Genomic DNA, 19440 nt, shown 5'->3' on the forward strand with positions numbered 1-19440 from the left:
CAAAAGCTATAGGGGGTCCGATTCTGGTGAAACCATCCAAAATACATGCCTATATGTTCATCTTTCCAAGTCTTTTTTTAACTCTTGTATTCGGGATCTATCCTCTGTTATGGGCGCTGCGTTACATGTTCTATGATTATCAAGGCATCGGGACGCCTGTCTTCATAGGGCTTGATAATTTTGGACGCATTTTGCGTGACGGGCAATTCTGGGATTCTGTAGGCAACACGGGTGTGTATGCCCTGGGCAAACTCGTCGTTACAATTCCACTGTCGTTAACTCTGGCGATTATTCTAAATCGCAAATGGAGAGGGCGATCCCTCTTTAGGGCGATCTATTATCTGCCCACTATTTTTAGCGCTTCGGTTATGGCGATTGTATTCTTTATTATTTTCAACTCCTATAACGGAATATTGAACCAATTGCTGCTTAAGTATCATGTGATCTCCGAATCCATTAGCTGGCTGGGGGCTGAACATGCCATGCTAACAACCATCATCATCGCTATCTGGGGGGCTGTGGGCAACTATATGTTGTTGTTCATTGCGGGTCTTCAGAGCATTCCCGAAGAGCTTTATGAGGCGGCATCGCTGGATGGAGCGAGTGAGTTTCAGAAACTGCGGAATGTAACGATTCCGTTGCTGGGTCCTGTCTTGCAGATGATCATCATGCTGGCAATTACCACGGCGCTGAAAGGTTACGAGAGTATTATGGTGCTGACCGAAGGAGGACCGTATGGCAAAACAGAGGTGATGTATCTGTATTTGTTCAAACTGTTGTTTCCCGTGTCGGCTGACACCCAATCACTCCAGCAGCTCGGTTATGGCAGTGCAGTCGGTTTCACAACGGCTCTCATCGTAGGGGCAGTGACGCTTATTTACTTCCGTATATCCAAAAAGCTCAATGATGTCTATTAAACTGAAAAACAGACTTTTTGAACACGTATAAATTAATCAGGAGGAAACGATGATGACTCAAAATGTGCTTGCGCCCTCAGGGTCTCCCCAACTCATTCGCTGGACCAAACGAACGGTACTTTGGCTGTTTTTGATCGCTATCGCTTTGTTGTCGTTGTTCCCCATCATACTTGTATTGCTCGGTTCCTTCAAAACAAACCAGGAATTGACCGGAGGAGCTACCATCTGGCCGAAGATTTGGCAGTTCTCCAACTATGCTCAGGCTTGGAAAACGGCCAATTTTTCCGGTTTTACGATTAACAGCGTTTTTGTAAGCATCAGTACAACAGTTGGCACGCTGCTGGTAGCCTCGATGTCAGCCTACGCTGTGGATCGAGTGAATTTCAAAGGGAAAACGGCGTACACCCTGCTCATGGCATCCACTCTGTTTATTTCCATAGGCGCGGTTGTGCTGCGTCCGCAATTTGACCTCATGGTCAAGCTGGGGCTGAACACCACGTTGTGGGGCGTTATTATTATACTGATCAGCGCACACGCTGCCACATACTTTATTCTGATTGGTTTCTTCAAGAGCATCCCGCGCGAACTGGATGAAGCGGCGATGATTGATGGCTGCAATTTCTTCACCACATACTGGCGAATTATTCTTCCGCTCCTGCGCCCCGGACTCGCCGTTGCAGGTCTGGGTGTATTCCAGAGTTCATGGAATGAATATATCCTTCCTTTTGTGTTCACCATGAGCAACCCGGACTTACAGACGTTGCCGGTTGGACTGGCTAATCTGCGATATGGGATCGGAGCTGCGGCTGAGGTCCAACTGATGATGGCCGGAGCCTGTCTATCCATTTTGCCGCTGCTCATCGTTTATATTTTTGCCAACAAATCATTCATGCAGGTGACCTTGGGAGCTGTGAAAGGATAGGCGTGAGCACAATCATGGAGACGGTTTTACGGGTAATTCCACTGTGCTATACTCATTTTAATTCACAGCGGACGGGCCAAGCCGTGTTCAAGGAGCGAGCGCCGATGATATTCGACTTTTATAAAATGTCCCTGAAAAAAAGAATACAGCTGCTGTACATTTTTCTCGTTGTCTTGTGCATCAGTGTGACCGGGATATGCTCTTATCTCTTTGCTGCACGAAGCATTGAGCAGAATGCACTTGAACTGAAACAAAGCATTCTGAACAAATCCGTGCAGGTTATGGATGAACATCTGAGGCACATTGTTGTATCCTCTTTTTCTTTTATGCTCAATGAAACGTTCACCCAGGTCATGAAGGACGTGGGAAAAAATAACACATCTCATTATTATCAGAATCTCTCACTGCTGCAAACATCTTTTGCTCAATTGAAGCTTGTAGAGCCACTGATTGATACTGCCTATCTGACAACACCCATCGGTGATTTTTTCTCAACCAAAGATTTTCCGAATCGAAATAATTCGTTCGACAGCGAATACGGTCGCTACGTGAAGCTGCAAGGCTGGAATACGATGTGGTTTGGCTCACATCAGAGTCAATTATTCCAATCCAAAGGACATGTGTTATCTCTGTTGCTTAAACCCATTGTGATCGATAATCATACCTATTCGAATGTATATATGGTCGTCAATATGAAGGAAGAGGCGATGCGAGACATTCTGACGCAGGATCTCATGAATAACCAGATTCAACTGTTTTTGCTGCACAAAAACGGAAATGAAGTCATTCGCCCCAGGTCCCGAAATTACGATTTCATTATGGAGCCTGACTTTACCCAACAGTTTAGCCGTGACGATGCTGGGGATTTCACCTACAGGAACGATCAGGGGGAAGACATGCTTGTTAACTATTCGGCATTGTCGATGAACGAGGATTGGGTCATGGTAAGTGTACAGTCCAAGGCTGACTTGTTGTCCCCCCTCCAAAAGATACGCTGGCTGATCATCCTGATCATGTTGTTTTGCATTTTGCTTGCACTCGGGTTGTCCAGGCTGCTGGCCTCCGCTCTGTTGAAGCCACTGAACAAACTGCGACGCTTGATGGTTGAGGTGGAGTCCAATGATCTGGATGTACGGTTTCGCAGCAAGTATGACGATGAAGTCAGCGCTGTAGGGCATCGTTTCAATCGGATGTTGGACCAGATTCAGATTTTGTTTGAAGAAGTACGGACAACAGAGCAAGACAAACGGAGGTTTGAGGTCAAGGCGCTTCAGGCGCAGGTTGATCCCCATTTCCTCTACAATACGCTTAATACAATGTTTTGGAAAAGTGAGAGCGGAGAGAAGAAGGATGTAAGTGAGATGATCGTCTCCTTATCCTTGTTATTCCGTCTGGGACTGAATGATGGGAAAGACATCACCAGTGTGGAGCAGGAGATCAAACATGTCGAACAATACATGCAGCTTCAGCAAAAATGTTACGAGGATCTGTTTGTTTATCGGATTGAGGTGGGGGACCCCTCTTGTTATGCTGTTGATATTTTAAAAATATTGCTTCAGCCCTTGGTGGAGAATTCCATCCTGCATGGATTCAATGACAAAGAAGATTTGGGCGTTATCCTGATCCGCATTGATCGTCAGGGGGACACACTACGGCTGGAGGTGGCTGACAATGGATGTGGTATGGATGTAGCTAGTATCTATGCTGAGGATGTTCCTGACGGGGGACGCAAAGGTTATGCCCTATCCAATCTCCATGGCAGACTAAGCCTGCACTACGGGGATGTGGCCTCGATTGTGTTTCATAGCAGTACAGATGTAGGGACAACAGTTGTTATCACGATTCCGATCACCTGAGGAGGGGCAGTATGGGCCAATTGACGATGTGTGTTATGGATGATATCCAGGCAGTTGTAAAGGGCATATCTTCGACTATTCCGTGGGAAGATCATCAGGTTCGGATTGTAGGCACGGCGAGTAATGGAGAGAGCGGTTGGTCCTTGTTGCTGGAGCAGCAACCCGACATCGTGATTAGTGATATCAGGATGCCCAAGTTTAGCGGGCTGGAGCTAATGAAGCGGGCAGTGGATGCCGGACTGCGAGCCAAATTTATTTTCATCAGTGGTTATTCGGATTTTCAATATGCACAGGAGGCCATCAAGATGGGTGCATCCGATTATTTGCTCAAACCGTTTACCCCTGAAGAAATACTCGGTGCGGTGTTGAAGGTAAGACAGGTGATTAAGGAAGAACAGGCACAGTGCAAACAGTTGGAACAGTTGGAGCAGAAGGTGGAGAGCAGCAACCAGTACGAGCGTCACAGCTATCTCTTGGGTTTGTTGCGTCATGAAATCGGGGGCTTCCTTAATGAAAGTCGCTGGAATGAGCTGCATATTGATCTCGATTCCTCCAATCTTCTCGTCATGGTCATTGAGGTGGATGGTTATACGCGATATGGATACACGATGCATCTGGATGCCGAAATCGTTCCTTTTGCGGTCCAAAATATTGTGGGAGAAACCTTGAACCGCTACACCAAGGGCGTTGTTTTACGGGAAAACCGATACCGGCTTGCCGCCATATTTAACACACCAAGTCAGATCGACGTCTCCGAGCTCCTGGAGCAATGCCGCCAAAATGTGGAGCGATTCAGCAAAAAAACAGTCTCGATTGGTGTTGGTACGATTGCCTACAGACCACAGGAAATCTGGACGTCCTACGCACATGCAGATCAGGCGATATCCTATCGTTTTTACAGTGAAGGAAATTGCATCCTCAAGTATGCTGAACTGGAGAATCAGGCCTGTGTGGCCCCGGTATATCCTTTGGAGAAGGAAAAAGAGCTTTTTTACGCACTGAAATGTGGTAATGAGAGCACCTGTCACCGCATCATTGATGAAATTCTCGAAGAATGGCAGGTTTCCGAAGGTTTCCCCGAGCCGCTCACGATGATTCGTTTGTTGTCTGGACTGGCCTTTGCCATCTACCGTGCCTTTTGTGATGAGATTACAGCAGAGGAACGCTTGCGTCTGGAGGCCGACCTGACAGTGCTTGAGGCGATGCGCTCCTTGACGTTTGAGGGCTGGAGGGGATATATCAAGCATTTTAGCAGTATGGGTTGCGAGATTATGGACAAAAAGCGACTCACCGATGTCAAACAGGCGATTAGCAAAGCACAGGAATATATCAGTCTGAATCTTGCAGAAAATCTGACGCTGCATGCCTGTGCCCAATCCGTGCATTTAAGTCCGAGTTATTTTGCCAATGCCTTCAAAAAGGAAACGGGCATAACGCCGATTCAATATATTACTAAGATGAGGATGGAAAAAGCAAAAGAGTTGCTGGTTGCAGGTGTACAGGTGCAAGAGATCTGCCAGAGGCTGGGTTATGAGGACAGGCCTTATTTCAGCGGTTTGTTCAAGAAATATTGCGGCATGACGCCAACCTGCTTCCGGCAAATGTATGAGAATTGAAACCGATACGGATCGTCATTTTTCCCACCATGCAAAGTCAGAATGTCCCTCACTTCCATGAAAGCGTAGCGATTATCATTACGTTAACGGATAACCAAACGGGTTGTCCAGACAAGCATAAGGGGGCATATCAATGGTTAAAAAGTGGATGGTGACTACGCTAAGTGCATTGCTAGCGCTAAGTTTGGCAGGTTGTTCTGCTGACAGTGGTACTTCGGCAAATAACGAATCGGGGACCAGCGGGGAGAATGCCGGAGGGAAAACCAAAATCATATATTGGACACCGGACCGCCATGATGCTGATTTTATGAAATCCAAGATCGATGAGTTCAATCAGACGAACAAGGACAACATTGAAGTGGAGATGACCGTGATGGGGGACAACTACCCACAGGCGGTCGATATTGCTTTTGCCAGCAAGCAGGCACCCGATGTGCTGCAAGTTAATGATTTTCAGACGTATTATCAGAAGGGATATCTCGCCCCGATCGATGGATACATGAGTGATGAGATGAAGACCGTGTTTAAAGACAGCTTGATTGAAAATAAAAACACGATTGATGGAAAAATATATTCCCTCCCCAATACAGGGCAGGTCTGGCGGCTTGTGTATAACAAGGATATTTTCAAAAAGGCAGGGATCGAGAGTCCGCCAAAAACGTTGGCTGAGATGGTTGCGGATGCCAAAAAAATTACCGAAGTTGGTAAAAGTGAAGGCATCTATGGTTTTGCCAGCCCGTTCAAGAGCAGCAGCGGCTTCTGGAGAGCAGCCAATACGATCGCAGGTGCAAGCAGTAATGTTGGTATTGATGGTTACAACTACAAGACTGGCCAATTTGATTTTGGGATGTACAAGGATATCGCAATGGCACTCCGTCAGATGAATCAGGATGGCAGTATGCTGCCAGGGGTAGAAAGTCTGGACATCGATCCACTCAGAGCCCAGTTTGCTCAAGGAAAAATTGGAATGTACATTAACCACTCCGGCGAACCAGGGGTATATAAAGATCAGTTTCCTACCAAAGAAAATTGGGCAGCGGCTCCTGTGCCAACAAATGATGGAACGATCAAGGGCGCTTCGCAAGTCATCGGGGGCTCCTACATCGGCATCAATGCAGATTCTGCAAACAAGGAAGCGGCATGGAAGTTTATGGAGTATGTATACAGCACAGATCTTCAGAGTGAGTATTACGAAAAGGGATACGGAATCTCACTGATTCCTGCTGTACTAAGCTCTGACAAAAAACCAAGCATTCCGGGCATTGAAGGTTTCCTGCCCAAACGATATGATGCCATTTTCCCGGCAAATCCAAGTGTGGTGACCGAAAGTTCACTGGAAGGCACCAAATGGGGTGAGGCTTTTTCAATCTTTGTATTCACGGGTGGCGATCTCGATGCTGTGATCAAGGATCTGGATACAAGGTACAATGCAGCTCTGGAGAAAACCAAAGCGGCAGGGCTGACCAACATAACTGCTGATCCATCGTTCGATTCTTCCAAGCTTCAGGGTAAATTGTCCACAGAAGACTAATAAACGTTCATAGCGGCCGTGGTTTAACTACTTCGGTCGCTTATTCACAAGGAAAGGGGAAAAGCAAAATGATTATTAATCATGCGTCTACCGATGCATATATCATAAACGAAACGAGTTCCCGCAAGATCTTGGGCATGGGCGGTACATTAATGATGGTGGAGGTTACCTTTGCTAAAGGTGGTATTGGAGAAGTTCACTCCCATGATGCGCACGAGCAAGTCAGCTATATCGTCAAAGGCAGCTTTGAGGTACAGGTCGGTGAAGAAACTCGTATCTTAAAAGCAGGGGACAGCTTTTATGCCGGTTTTAACGTTCCGCATGGGGTCAAGGCCCTGGAGGACTCCGTCATTCTGGATGTGTTTACCCCATTCCGTCAGGATTTCCTCGAGGCATCCCAATGAGCGATTTTTACCTTTCGGCAACGGATCTGCAACGGGCTGCCCAATATTATGAAAAACATTTTCCGGAAGAAGCCCGAAATTCGCTCACGATTGCCAATCGTGCCATCCTGAATGAATTTATCGTTCCTTATACCAACGATCTGAATCGCTGGATTCCGATGGGGACACCTGTGGACTGGCTCCACAACCCGACCAATGATCTGGAGTTCACATGGGGCATCAATCGACACTGGCATATGCTCGATCTGGGCAAGGCGTATCTGATGAAGGGCAATCCGCTATATGTAACAGCATTTATTGACCACTACCGTAGCTGGAGACAGCAAAACCCGGTACCTGTAAATCTGGTTTATGACGAGGCTGTGTTCTTTCAAAAACCCGGCCCGTGGCGCTTGCTGGAGACGGGACTACGTGTGCAGTCCTGGATATCGGCATATAAATATATGGAAGCGAGTTCACTGATAGACGAAGGTTTTCAGGCGGAGTTCCGACAAGGTCTGGAAGAGCACGCCGAGTTTTTGACCCGTTACCTCGGCAGCACGGAAATCAATCATGCCATTATGCATATGCAAGGCTTGTTCATGATTGCTACGTTCTACCACCAGCACCCGCGAAGTCCACACTGGCGTCAAGTGGCGATGGAACGTCTTGAGCTGTGTTTGCTGCATCAGTTGGGTGAAGAGGGAATACAGGTTGAACTGACAACACATTACCACAATGCCAGCATCGAGATGTTTGGCACGCCTTATCGGTTGGGTGAGATTTCAGGACATCCGTTCTCGACATGGTATGCCAGCTGTCTACGCCAAATGGCAGCATTTACTGAGGCGCTGATTCGACCAGATCACCAGTCTACCGGTATTGGTGATTCGGATTGGGTTGGCGATGGACGACAACGACTGACCCTGCTTGGAGCGATCCTGGACGATAATGATTTGATGGCTCGCGGAACGGATAGCTCGGAGTGTCTCTGGTTGCTGGGTGTGGAGAAATATGAGCGATGTCTCCGTCTACAGGCTTCTTCTTCTCCGGCTTTGTCGAGCCGGGCTTTTCCGCAGACAGGATATTATGTTATGAGGGACAAGTATCAATATCTTTTTTTTGATGCGGCTGCCATGGGCGGAGCACACGGACATGCAGATGCGCTGAATGTGGAGTGGATGTGGAAGAACCAGCTTTTCTTCACGGACACCGGACGTTACACGTATGAAGAAGGGGAATGGCGTCGGTATTTCAAAAGTACGCGGGCGCACAATACCGTCACGGTGGATGGTCTGAATCAGACACCTTATCTCTCCACACAGCAATGGGGTGAACCGGAGGCTCAGGCCACAACGTTACGTTGGGAGAGCAATGACAGCTATCACTTCATTGATGCTTCGCAGGATGGATATACACATTTGCCAGATCCAGTTACACATCGCCGGTGGATGCTGGCAGGGGTGGAGATTCCTATACTACTGATTGTGGATTGGCTGGAGGCGGAAGCAGAACATACTCTGGAGCAACGATTTCACCTGCATCCGGAAGCGGATATTGCGCTGAGAATGAATGAAGCTGGAGAACTGACGGCGGATATGAGCTATGAGGCATCTTCCATAACACTAACGATGCAATGGGTTACGGCAGGCATCGGGAAGGGAGCCTTCGAGTTGACGGAGCAGCCCGGCTGGGTATCTGAGGTGTATGGTTCCAAGTCGGAAACATCGGTTATTCAGGGCAAGACTGATTTCTCGGGAAAAGTGGGTATTCTGACGTTGTGCCTGCCTGTGGATCATATTGACCAGGTTGTAAGTGTTACCACATGCCAACTAGAACCTGACCTGATGAGATTGGCATTATCTTATGTGCAAGGTGAGGAAAAAGGGTATATTGTGATTGACAACGATACGCTGCAATGGACGAAAGAACAGAAATAAAAAACAGTAAAGCAGGAGTCTATGCTCGCACTTGGCGAACATAGACTCCTGCTTTATCTAATCCATTCATTTGAGTTTCCTTTTTCTTTTTACTCTGGTGGATTTTTGCGAAACGGGCCTGGGAATGGCTGGTTTTCTGGACGTTCCGGGAGGTCTGTTGCGATATACCCATAAGGCATACTCCAGCGGTTGAGTGATGGCTTTATAATAGATATCCCGCTCCCCGATGCGAGCGAATACTTCACGCGCAGGTTTGGGATTAACTTCAAGCAGGTAGATACGTCCGCTTCTGTCAATCGCCAAATCGAGTGCCAGCTCACACAGGTCGCCATACGTATCTTCCAGAAACGAAGCAACATCAATGCCGAATTTCTCTGCAGTTGTGTTAATTTCTGCCCGGAGGTCGTCATCTTCGATCCATTGCTTCATGAGTCGGTTCATCGCTATTGCCTGACCGCCGCCATGAAGATTGGAGGTCACGCTTTTTTCTGCACCCATGCGTCCAGCACATCCAGTAAGCTCCCATTGTCCTTCACCATTCTTCTGAACGAGCATGCGATAATCATGCACACGTCCATTCGGAAGCTGAAGTTGAATGCCCTTTTGTACAAGATACTTGTCTTTCATGTTCCAGTGCTGGAGCAACGCTCCCAGTCGTGATAAATGAACTTTACGTGGAGTGATGATACGACGTTTCTGATCTCGCCCCTGAACAAGCACCGTATTAGCCTCACTACTGCTGCGTTCAATGCGTAGAATACCACGTCCGCCTGTTCCATTAATGGGTTTGAGATAGACCAGGGAAGAAACTTTGAGCATCCGGTTTACATCGGACATATCCTGAAATAGAGCGGTTTCCGGCAGGTGTTCACGAAAGTTGGCTTTTTGCAAAAGGGTCTGGTGGATGGTCCATTTATTGCGCAGTGGCCTGTTCAGAAAGAGCAGATGCCCATATTTCTCACGAAAAGTAAGCAATTGCTGGAACCTTCGGTTACGCTGAATCCGGCAGCGATCAAAGATCAGGTCCGGGAATGATCGCCACTCCCTGGACCAGCCTTTTCCCTCATGAAAAACCATGGCTTCAATTTGTTTGCCGCCGGGGTGTACGTCGGCTGGTGTGAATACATAGATATCGAGTCCCCGCTTGCGCCCTTCAAGAATCATTCTACGATAGACGCTTCGTTCTTCAAGAGCGCGATGTTCATTTAAGTACAACGTCATAATGCCCAGAACAGGTGAGGACACAAACAATCACCTTCTTTTTGCAGTATTCCTGTCTATCATCGTTTGGACTGACGGGCAAGATAAGCGCTGTAGTGAAATATACGTTCCAATGATCGCCGTCTGATCTGTGGTTCATCAAACTTCATGGGCTTTGCATTGGCTTCGAAGAACCAGAGTTCCCCCAGGTCATCAATGCCCAGATCCATGGACATTTCTCCGAGTGTGAAACCAGATCCCCGTTCTACCTGTCTTGCGATCATTAATGAAGTGGATTTCACACGTTTCATCAGGGTTGTTGACATTTCTTCGCCAAAAAGCTCGGTCAGCAGCTTCTCAGGGTCTTCTACGCTCCCGCCACGCGGCACATGCGTTGTAATGCTGCGGGAGCCAGCAAGCCTCGCTCCTACACCGGTTACGCTCCATTGGCCCTTGGTGTTCTTTTGTACAAGAACACGCAAATCGAAGGGGCGTTTACGAGAGGATGCCAGTTCAATGCCTTGTTGCATGATATAGGGCGTATGTCCAGTTTCTTTGCGAATTCGTGCCCATAACTTGGCAAGTGTAGCTGCTTTATAGGTTGTGCTTTTACGTGTGGTTTGTATTTTGAGTCGATAAGGAAGCCGTTCTTTTTCCTGAAATTTAAGCATCATGATTCCTTTGCCAGCTTTGCCGCTCTCGGGCTTAAGGTACAGGTAGGGATACGCCCGTAGAACGGCACCCAGAGAAGAAGCACTTCGCATCCGCCGAGTATAAGGGATCAGTTGCTGAGTCGATTTGGACTTCTTCAGCCATTCGAACAGATCCCATTTGTTGAAAAAGAATGGGTTATACAGTTCGATTCCGGATTGCATGCATTCGTCAATTTTGCGCTGAACGGAAGGTTTTCCTTCGTCTTCCCGGTTGGGAATACGATTGTACAGAACATGGGGAAGGGGGAAAGGTTGTGAAACCCACTTTCCACTCCCCTTGTTGTACGTATATCCTTTCACGGTGGGACCACTCACGTTCAGATCCCGAACAGTTACAATGTACACCACGTATCCCATGCTTTCGCCTGTCTGTAAGATATCCTGAAAATTTTGATGATTTCCCCTGAACATGCGCTGTTTATCATGCATGGTCAAAACAGCAATGACAGGTTTGAAATCATCATGAAGGCTCATCAAATTTCTTCCTTCTTCCGGAACTTGCTCAAATACAGGCAGTGTTCCAAGATGTGCTCCACCGACGATTTGCCCTCCACCCGGAGTGAAGGGTGACGGAAAATGGAGCGCCCGGGTTTGGCGTTCGCTTCGAACATCCATACATGTTCCTCCTGATCAATGCCCAGATCAAAGCCAATCTCACCAATCAGATGCTGGTGCTGGGTTTCAATCGCCTGGGCCAGTGTAATAGCGACGGATTTGGCATGCTGAAGAACTTCTCCTGCACGATCGCCGAAGTTGCGACTGAGCGCCTGCTCAGGAGTCATTAGGGAGCCGCCATTTTTGATGTGTGTTGTGACGCTGCCACGTCCTGCCTTTTTGGCTCCAATTCCGACAACAACCCATTGATTGTTACCATTTTTATGCATGTGAAAACGAAAATCAATGGGACATTCATCAATCTCAATTAGACGTATTCCCTGCTGAACGACATATCCGCGTAGCTGTTTGCCATGTCTTCCCTGAAGCATGCGCATCAGACTGTTGAAGGACCCAAAACGCAGGAGTGCATTACCGCCTTTTTTGCGATATCGTGCGAAATATCCACGTTTGGGCGAGTAAGTCAGGCGGTAGATCCCGTTCCCCAGACTTCCGGCAGTAGGTTTATAGTAGACGAACTGATGGCGTTCCAACATTTCCTTCATCTGTTCAACGGACGGATTGGTAATTGATTCAGGGATATACCTTCCGGCTGCCGGCTCGTTCTCCAGCAACGTATAGATATCCGATTTGTTGAAAAAGCTCCAGTTGAAGAACGGAATTTTTCGGCGAACAAATCGTTCCCGCAGCTGGTTGATTGCTGGTGAGAAGTCTGAGCGTCTGCTCGGCAATCGGTTGTAGACAACATCGGGCAGAGGTACCGTTCTGCGGGTAAAGCTTCCGTTATCATTCAGAAAAAAACCGGATACCGTCTCATTCTGCCAATTGATATCCCGGGGAGTAAAGGCATAAATATAGGATTTTCGGCTGCCTTCACGGAGTAACTGTTTGATGAAACCAGTACGGGAACCGAATGGATTCGTGCTCGTCGCAGGCCCATCAGAGAGTACGCCGATCAGTGGACCTAACTGGACCTCATCATTTTGCAAATTCCGGAGATAAATACTGCCCCGTTTCGGAACGTTCATCATATTACGGATACCTGAAGCGAGATACAGATGTTTACCTGCTTTTTTGATTGGTTTGATCGTTGCAGGTACCCGGTCACGCCCGAAGCGAAGGTGCACCGTTTTTTTGCCGGACAGGTTGAGGCTCTTCATTAAAGCGTTGGATACATAAACCACTTTATCCGGTTGCTTGGTGAAATGCAGATTGCAAAAGGTCAAACTCATGATTTATCCTCCTATCCTGAAAAGATCCTTGGGCTCCATGGCAAGCGGGCGCTGCGGGCCTCAGCCGCCGTGAATCGGGATGGGTTTCAGGCCAGCTTTGCTGGATGTATTCGGCAATTTCATTGGACGAATGACGTCCGTGAGAACATGTTGTTGCAACAGATAACGGGCATAGGCAAGCGGCCGCGTATAAGTCAGGGTATGCATGCGTCGGTCGCCCGCTTCTGCAAATGAGGTGCGGCCTGGTTTGGAGTTGACTTCAATTAGCCAGAGTTGGCCCTCTGCATCTGCTCCGAAATCAAGCCCCAATTCGGCTAACCTGCCGAAACGGCTTTCCAGCAGGGTGGGGATAAGAGTAGCAGTCTGCCGGATGCTCTTCAGCAGAGTTTCCGTGCGGATCGTTCCATATCGCTGGAGCAGATATGCGTGGGCAGGATATGCTTTACCCCCACCGTGAAGATTGGACGTGAGTGAACCTTCGGGTCCTTCCCGTACCATACATCCGGTAAGTGTCCAGCGACCTTGCCCATTCTTTTGCATTAGAGCCCGTATGTCGAATGCTCTTCCATGATGGCTAAGCTCCAGATATGGCTGCACGATCATCTTACGCTCAGCCTGATGTAATGCTAGCCAGGAAGATACAGCCTGGGTATGGTTGAATGTAAGAAAAAAGGGCTCATTGTCTTCGTTACGCCCCTCCACGATCCATGTCGATGGGGTCGTTCCCCGAGACAGGCGAAAAGTATTTTTGCCATGAGTCCCGGATACCGGTTTGAAGAACAGTCCTCTGGGCCAACGGTCCAGCCATGTTTCCCAAGGAATATGTGATCCGATCCGGGTTGTGGGAGCAAGTTGTGACCTCAAGTCAGGATTTCGGGACAACACACGATGCACCTCCCATTTTCCTGGAAGGGAAGCAGACCAATAACGATGTTGATCTGTGCCGTTGGTTGGTATCCATTCCTTAAGCTGTTGTCTGACGTACCTGGAGATTGGGCGAAGACAACGATCCATAATGAGATCGACTGCAGGAACAGGTAGCGAATTCCACTTCCCTTGATGATAGGCATATCCCCATTGAAGAGGGAGATGGACTGCATCATTTGATATCGGGATCACAATAATCTGAAGGGCGTATCGCATGCTCCCCACACTGAGACGACGGCAGAAAAGTTCATCTGTAAAGGGAGGTGAGCCTTCGGTTGCACGTACCAGAATGGCCAGTGTCTTGGTCTGAGATGATGGAAACATTACGCTGCACCTCTCCTCTATCAGATTTGTTTCCAATAGGAAATAACTTTTCAAAAACCCGCCAGGTACGTAGAATATTCAAGCATGGCTTTGACGGAAGGGCGGATCTTGCTCTCACTCAGTGGTGTATTATCATTCTTGGATGGTTTGGAGTTGACTTCGAGCAGCCATACGCGCCCAGTGGTGTCCAGAGCCAGATCAATACCAAGTTCACCAAAATGGGCAGGGATGGCACTCTCAATCCCCTTTGCGATATCCAGTGCTGCGGTGTGCAATCCTGCATAAGCGGAAGCTTTGGCTGATCCAGACAACTGTGTTTTGGCAACAGCATCCTTGACGGTGCTGAGACTTCCACCCCGTGCCAGATTGGATACGTAGTGACTCCCGCCTGCAATCCGGGCGACGATGGAGGTTACACTCCATTTACCTGTACGGTTCTTTTGCACGAGCGCACGGAAATCCACGGGTCTGCCACTGTTGTCAATGAGAGTCAGCCCTTGTTGGATCTGATAACGCGTTGTTTTCATTTTCCCAGACATACTGGCATACAGTTTATCCAGAGAAGTATACGTTTGTTTCCGGGTGCCCCCGACGCCAGTTGCCAGAGTCAGGAAGCTTCCGTCCGTCTGACGTGAGACCCGGATGATCCCTTTACCCAAAGAGCCGCGTACGGGCTTCAGAAATACAACCGGATGTCGGTTGCACATCGTCTTGAGCAGGGCTGATGTCTTGAGTAAATGAGACTCGGGAAGAACTCGTTTAAGCGTTGAAATGGACTTGAGTGCGTCAAACACTTCGTTTTTGTCCAGAAACTTTTCATTGAAGGTTTGCGTGCCGTAGAGCGATTTTACTTCTTTCATAAAATGCTGTACGCTAGGTTTGTTCTCAAGCTTGCGGGACGTTAGCCGGTTATTGACGACGTCTGCTACAGGCAGAACAGTCTTTTTCCAGCCGTCATCATACACCCAGCCTTTCATATAACCCGTTACCGCTCCAATATCCTCCGGTGTGAAAAAGGATACATAGGCGCCTTGCTTACGGCAGGCGTTCACCAGTTCTTGACAGAACATCGTGATGGAGCCAAAGGGCCGATCGGGCTGATCGGGATAATCCTGGCTAACCAGTACACTGATGTAGGGTCCAAGGCGAAGCGTACGGCTGGCTGAACGATAGGATACCCTCAGAACCGAACGTGGAACGAGACCGGTTTTGCTGGCAACTGTCTGATTGATGCGCAGCCCGTCATACCTTGGTACCGGAATAACAGTGACTTCGCGACGGAAAGAGCCAAATTGCAGCTGAAGCGGCCTTCCTGAAGGGATTTTAAGCGCCTTAAGCACCCCTTCGCCCAGCATGATGACGTCGTCCTGCAGGATGCCCGAGCCGGTAACCTGAATCGTTACTTTTTTAGTGGACATCACGGATCTCCTTCCGGGCGGCAACTTGATGTCTGATCTCGAAGTTGAACGGCATCTGAACATGGCATGTGCTTCATCATATGAGGACATATAACCCTTGGTGATTGACCCATATGGATTAAATGCATTTGATTTCGAGGCAGGTTATGGATGGCCTGTTTCAGATCGTCCTTGTTTGACAGCGAAGAAAAGCGTGTATTAACACGGATGAACAAACCAATCTGAGGAGGAATAATAGTGAACATTTATGACAAAGCCAATGATTTGGCCAAAGCACTGAGAGAAAGCAGCGAGGTGGAAGAGATTACTTCCGCGATGAAGCTGATTGAAGCTGATCCGGATGCAAAAGCAATGCTGGATAACTTCCGTGATCAACAAATGGAACTGCAACAACGTATGATGAGCGGCGATATGCCAGCTCCGGATGAGATGGAGAAAATGGAAAAATTGTTTGAAGTACTGAGCTTGAATCTGAATATCCGTCGCTTGTTTGATGCGGAGCGTCGCCTCAGTGTCATCATTGAAGACGTGAATAAAATTATTGCTGACAGCCTGGGTCATCTGTACGGTGGCGCTGAAGCGTAAAAAAAGTAGTTCAAAAAGTAAACTTTTGATTACGAAGGATGCCTAGCGGCTCATCAGCATCGAAGTTGAAATTCAGCCGAAATGAGTGTGGGCTTACGAAGGTTGTTTCCTGCGGAAACATTGCGGTTGCTCACGTAGTTGTCCTACGCTCCGCTACTCCATTTCTAGCTTCATTCCATCTTCTCGGTACTGAAAACTGATCTTTTTGAACACGTACTAAAAGGTTGTCTTGTTTTTTTACCTGAACCTTTCATATTGGCTCCTTATCGTTCATAGACTAGACATATAGAGTCGATCAAGAACGAAGGAGCTGTGAATGGTGAAAAGGTTGAAAAAAGCAAAACATGTAATCTATCTGCTTATTGCGTTGTCGATGCTGGTCATTGCACTGCCGCGGATTTCCTTTGCTGGAGGAATGGACTGGGTTAATATTTTTGGCATCGTATGGGTGCTGTTCTCCTTATTAATCGTTGGTGCACATCTGCATTTTATTCTCGGTGTGGATGAAGAGAAGAAGCGTGCACTGGAAGCGGTTCGTCGGGCGAAGCTGCGGCAGTGGGAGATGAAACTGCTGGACAAGCAGGAGCGGAGCGAGTCTGTATAAAGGATAGAATTACAATCCGTATGCAGGGCCAACAGCGTTGGTTCTGCCTCTGGAACAAGACCGGATTCCCTTGCACATAAGGGGCCGGTCTTTTTGTTATATACAAGGATCAGGGAATAATCGGAAGATTGAATTCAAGCAGCCCATTTCCCAATAAGAATGGGATAGGAAGTGGGGTTATTTTCCTGACGTCGTGTTATAATAGGTACAGTATAGTACAGATGCATCTTCGGGGGTGGTACAGTTGGACGGACAGGAAGAGAACGTAACGAAGCATGAACAGTTACTTCAACATATTGAACAACTGAAGGTTGGCAGCAAAATATCAGTACGTGGACTTGCGCGGGAGCTGGGTGTAAGTGAAGGGACAGCATATCGTGCGGTGAAAGAGGCGGAGAACTTCGGGCTGGTCGTGACCAAGGAACGAATTGGAACGGTGCGGATCGAGAAGAGACCTCGGGGCATGTCGGAACAGTTGACCTTTGCTGATGTTGTGACCATTGTGGAGGGCCATGTGCTGGGGGGGAACGAAGGTCTCACCAAACCGCTGCACAAGTATGTGATTGGTGCGATGAAAGAACAGGCAATGGCCCGTTATATTGACGCTGGGAGTCTACTGATTGTAGGTAACCGTGAAGATGCTCACTCGCTTGCCCTCGAACAGGGAGCGGGCGTGTTGATTACGGGTGGTTTTGGGACAAGTCGTGAAGTAAGAATTATGGCTGACGAGCTTGGGCTACCGATTATCTCATCCAGACATGATACATTCACAGTGGCTTCAATGATTAACCGTGCGATCTTCGATCGGCTGATTAAGAAAAAAATTATGCTTGTTGAAGATATTATCGGTCAGAAACCTCGCCTGCAGGTGTTGAAGGTCACCAGTTCAGCAGCAGATTTTCATATGCTGGTGTCGGAGACGGGTGAACATCGCTTCCCAGTGGTGGATGAATGGAACCGGGTCATCGGGATTGTGAGTCTGAAGGATGTCAGTGAGCTGAAAGAAGATCAAAGTATTGAGAAATGTGTGATACGCCGCCCGATTACGGCCTCATTGCAGACATCTCTTGCTTCTGCTGCCCAGATTATGACCTGGGAAGGTATCGATTTTCTGCCAATCGTGGATCGGAACCGCAAACTGATTGCGTCCGTCACACGCAAGGAAGTGCTTCAGGCCATGCGGGATGCACAGAAGCAGCCACAACTGGGAGAGACGTTTGATCATCTGATCTGGAACGGGTTTGCCGAGGAGCGCGGTGAACAGAACGAATTGTTATTCCACGGATTCATCATTCCTCAGATGGCAACGGATCTGGGTACGATCTCCGAAGGTGTTCTGTTGAATGTGATGACACAGGCTGGTCGGCGGGCAGCGTGGGATGTTACAGGGAACGACCATGTGGTCGATAATGTAACGACGTATTTTGTTCGACCGGTACAGATTGAGGATCAGATCCTGGTTCGACCGTTAATTCTGGAAACCAGTCGTCGAACGTGCAAAATGGACATTGTGGTTACCCGTGAAGGCAGTGTGGTATGCAAAGCGGTAATGACATTGCAGTCGATTGACCATGCCTAGCAGGGTACGTTGCCTCGGGCATAGACAAAGAGAGTACTCCCTGATCAAGAAGCTCTGCCGGGTTGCGCTGTCGCGCGGTTCTGGCTTCGCTTAACGAAGGGGAAGTACTCTCTTTTTGCAGACGCAATGATAGCGCTTCAACGAATCATGCAGATTGTCCGGAGGTTTTACCTGATCCCTTACTGGACCGTTGTTGAAGCCGCGCATAATAACTGCGGTTACGTATTCCGGCAAATACATTATACGCACCCATAATCAGAAATAGCGCTTCCACAATCACGGATAAAGTGGAACCCGTGAAGACAAACATCAGAATCAGTGCAAGCACAACAAGCATGCCACCCATCCAGATATTTGTCCACGAACGGTACAGACCGGCGCTGGCAGCATCCGAACTTCTGTGTGAACGAATGCTGTTCAACGCTGCAAAAACCATGGCAACAGCAAAGATGGCGATTAGTGCATATTTGAGTACATCAATGAACACAAAGACGCAGCTCCTTTTCTGGAAAGCATTTACTGCCCTTATTGTACCATGCAGAGATGCAGACAAGGGCAGTTTTTTGCTGTTACGCAGGAACGTGCATGCGAATCTGTACCCAGACTTGCAGTACCCCTTCCATAACCAGCATCGTTTTGACCTGAACGGTGTACTCCTTTTCCCTGACAGAGTAGACTTTCTGATTCAGCATGATTCGCGTCATTTTGCTATACTCATCGATGTTGAATACATCTCTGCCCCGAAGTACCTCAAGTTCGTCTCCGAGTTTCTGTAACATCACTTTCAGAGAAGCCTCGTCTGGCCCCTTATCCGATTCTTCTGCACGGACCTTGATTTCCTTGATAACGGTTTGGCGTTTACTGTATTTTTTCAGCGTTTTGATATCCTCCTCATTCTGATGCAGCTGAAGCTGCAGCTCCTGATTGTTCAGCCACAACGCATTGTAACTCAGGTGAAATATACCGTTGTAGACGACACATCCAGCGATCATTCCCAGAACAAACACAGCGGTCATTCGCATCAGCGGGCGGTAACGGGAAAATGGCGGAATTCTCATGAACGCTGTTCCTGTCTCAT

General features: G+C 48.1%; 17 protein-coding genes. 10 read left to right on the forward strand and 7 right to left on the reverse strand.

The window, feature by feature from the left end; genetic code table 11:
• Positions 1 to 26 precede the first annotated feature (26 nt).
• The 7 genes from MKY92_RS09365 (at position 27) to MKY92_RS09395 (ending at position 9165) form a co-directional block, all read left to right on the forward strand.
• Positions 27 to 917, forward strand: a complete 891-nt coding sequence (locus MKY92_RS09365) for a sugar ABC transporter permease (RefSeq protein ID WP_076209116.1) — start codon at positions 27 to 29, stop codon at positions 915 to 917.
• A gap of 52 nt (positions 918 to 969) precedes the next feature.
• Positions 970 to 1839 carry a carbohydrate ABC transporter permease gene (locus tag MKY92_RS09370; protein WP_339301745.1) on the forward strand — a complete coding sequence of 290 codons (870 nt, stop codon included), beginning with the start codon at positions 970 to 972 and terminating at the stop codon, positions 1837 to 1839.
• 14 nt (positions 1840 to 1853) lie between these two features.
• Complete coding sequence (locus MKY92_RS09375; protein ID WP_339300361.1) at positions 1854 to 3695, forward strand: sensor histidine kinase; 1842 nt, start codon at positions 1854 to 1856, stop codon at positions 3693 to 3695.
• An 11-nt stretch (positions 3696 to 3706) separates the two neighbouring features.
• Positions 3707 to 5311, forward strand: coding sequence for a helix-turn-helix domain-containing protein (locus MKY92_RS09380; RefSeq protein ID WP_339300363.1), 1605 nt, complete (start codon positions 3707 to 3709; stop codon positions 5309 to 5311).
• A 133-nt stretch (positions 5312 to 5444) separates the two neighbouring features.
• A complete protein-coding gene (locus MKY92_RS09385; RefSeq protein ID WP_339300365.1) occupies positions 5445 to 6842 on the forward strand; it encodes a sugar ABC transporter substrate-binding protein in 1398 nt (465 codons plus the stop codon).
• Between the two features lie 68 nt (positions 6843 to 6910).
• A complete protein-coding gene (locus MKY92_RS09390) occupies positions 6911 to 7246 on the forward strand; it encodes a cupin domain-containing protein (protein ID WP_339183643.1) in 336 nt (111 codons plus the stop codon).
• Positions 7243 to 9165 carry an alginate lyase family protein gene (locus MKY92_RS09395; RefSeq protein WP_339300366.1) on the forward strand — a complete coding sequence of 641 codons (1923 nt, stop codon included), beginning with the start codon at positions 7243 to 7245 and terminating at the stop codon, positions 9163 to 9165. The genes MKY92_RS09390 and MKY92_RS09395 overlap by 4 nt, the downstream gene beginning before the upstream one ends.
• Positions 9166 to 9231: 66 nt before the next feature.
• Here MKY92_RS09395 and MKY92_RS09400 read toward each other — a convergent pair whose 3' ends face one another.
• The 5 genes from MKY92_RS09400 to MKY92_RS09420 are packed head-to-tail and all read right to left on the reverse strand — an operon-like array spanning position 9232 to position 15594.
• Complete coding sequence (locus MKY92_RS09400) at positions 9232 to 10410, reverse strand: YheC/YheD family protein (protein WP_339300367.1); 1179 nt, start codon at positions 10408 to 10410, stop codon at positions 9232 to 9234.
• 35 nt (positions 10411 to 10445) lie between these two features.
• On the reverse strand, positions 10446 to 11552 hold the full coding sequence (locus tag MKY92_RS09405; RefSeq protein ID WP_339300369.1) for a YheC/YheD family protein: 1107 nt from the start codon (positions 11550 to 11552) through the stop codon (positions 10446 to 10448).
• The gene (locus MKY92_RS09410; protein WP_036609869.1) at positions 11552 to 12925 is read right to left on the reverse strand and encodes a YheC/YheD family protein; all 1374 of its coding nucleotides are present in this window, start codon (positions 12923 to 12925) and stop codon (positions 11552 to 11554) included. Before MKY92_RS09410 ends, MKY92_RS09405 begins: the two co-directional genes overlap by 1 nt.
• A gap of 60 nt (positions 12926 to 12985) precedes the next feature.
• Entirely contained in the window at positions 12986 to 14176 is a 1191-nt protein-coding gene (locus tag MKY92_RS09415) for a YheC/YheD family protein (RefSeq protein WP_339300370.1), read from the reverse strand.
• Between the two features lie 50 nt (positions 14177 to 14226).
• Positions 14227 to 15594, reverse strand: a complete 1368-nt coding sequence (locus tag MKY92_RS09420) for a YheC/YheD family protein (protein ID WP_221823125.1) — start codon at positions 15592 to 15594, stop codon at positions 14227 to 14229.
• Between the two features lie 237 nt (positions 15595 to 15831).
• On the opposite strand from MKY92_RS09420, the gene MKY92_RS09425 reads away from it, so the two are divergent.
• The 3 genes from MKY92_RS09425 (at position 15832) to MKY92_RS09435 (ending at position 18362) form a co-directional block, all read left to right on the forward strand.
• Positions 15832 to 16179, forward strand: coding sequence for a YlbF family regulator (locus tag MKY92_RS09425; RefSeq protein WP_036609862.1), 348 nt, complete (start codon positions 15832 to 15834; stop codon positions 16177 to 16179).
• Between the two features lie 319 nt (positions 16180 to 16498).
• On the forward strand, positions 16499 to 16783 hold the full coding sequence (locus MKY92_RS09430) for a hypothetical protein (RefSeq protein ID WP_085981456.1): 285 nt from the start codon (positions 16499 to 16501) through the stop codon (positions 16781 to 16783).
• 244 nt (positions 16784 to 17027) lie between these two features.
• On the forward strand, positions 17028 to 18362 hold the full coding sequence (locus MKY92_RS09435) for a DRTGG domain-containing protein (protein WP_076209105.1): 1335 nt from the start codon (positions 17028 to 17030) through the stop codon (positions 18360 to 18362).
• 145 nt (positions 18363 to 18507) lie between these two features.
• On the opposite strand, the gene MKY92_RS09440 is transcribed toward MKY92_RS09435, so the two are convergent.
• A complete protein-coding gene (locus MKY92_RS09440) occupies positions 18508 to 18849 on the reverse strand; it encodes a YtpI family protein (protein ID WP_339300371.1) in 342 nt (113 codons plus the stop codon).
• A gap of 82 nt (positions 18850 to 18931) precedes the next feature.
• Positions 18932 to 19420 carry a hypothetical protein gene (locus tag MKY92_RS09445; protein WP_339300372.1) on the reverse strand — a complete coding sequence of 163 codons (489 nt, stop codon included), beginning with the start codon at positions 19418 to 19420 and terminating at the stop codon, positions 18932 to 18934.
• Between the last annotated feature and the right edge of the window lie 20 nt (positions 19421 to 19440).

The organism is Paenibacillus sp. FSL R5-0623 (assembly GCF_037974265.1).
Classification (GTDB): Bacteria; Bacillota; Bacilli; order Paenibacillales; family Paenibacillaceae; genus Paenibacillus.

What these genes read in the sequence shown, in the direction of transcription:
- MKY92_RS09370 (WP_339301745.1), top strand. Translation starts at nt 970, where the DNA reads ATGACTCAAAATGTGCTTGCGCCCTCAGGGTCTCCCCAACTCATTCGC.
- MKY92_RS09415 (WP_339300370.1), bottom strand. Translation starts at nt 14,176, where the DNA reads ATGTTTCCATCATCTCAGACCAAGACACTGGCCATTCTGGTACGTGCA.
- MKY92_RS09380 (WP_339300363.1), top strand. Translation starts at nt 3,707, where the DNA reads ATGGGCCAATTGACGATGTGTGTTATGGATGATATCCAGGCAGTTGTA.
- MKY92_RS09395 (WP_339300366.1), top strand. Translation starts at nt 7,243, where the DNA reads ATGAGCGATTTTTACCTTTCGGCAACGGATCTGCAACGGGCTGCCCAA.
- MKY92_RS09390 (WP_339183643.1), top strand. Translation starts at nt 6,911, where the DNA reads ATGATTATTAATCATGCGTCTACCGATGCATATATCATAAACGAAACG.
- MKY92_RS09445 (WP_339300372.1), bottom strand. Translation starts at nt 19,420, where the DNA reads ATGAGAATTCCGCCATTTTCCCGTTACCGCCCGCTGATGCGAATGACC.
- MKY92_RS09385 (WP_339300365.1), top strand. Translation starts at nt 5,445, where the DNA reads ATGGTTAAAAAGTGGATGGTGACTACGCTAAGTGCATTGCTAGCGCTA.
- MKY92_RS09405 (WP_339300369.1), bottom strand. Translation starts at nt 11,552, where the DNA reads ATGAGCCTTCATGATGATTTCAAACCTGTCATTGCTGTTTTGACCATG.
- MKY92_RS09420 (WP_221823125.1), bottom strand. Translation starts at nt 15,594, where the DNA reads ATGTCCACTAAAAAAGTAACGATTCAGGTTACCGGCTCGGGCATCCTG.
- MKY92_RS09410 (WP_036609869.1), bottom strand. Translation starts at nt 12,925, where the DNA reads ATGAGTTTGACCTTTTGCAATCTGCATTTCACCAAGCAACCGGATAAA.
- MKY92_RS09375 (WP_339300361.1), top strand. Translation starts at nt 1,854, where the DNA reads ATGGAGACGGTTTTACGGGTAATTCCACTGTGCTATACTCATTTTAAT.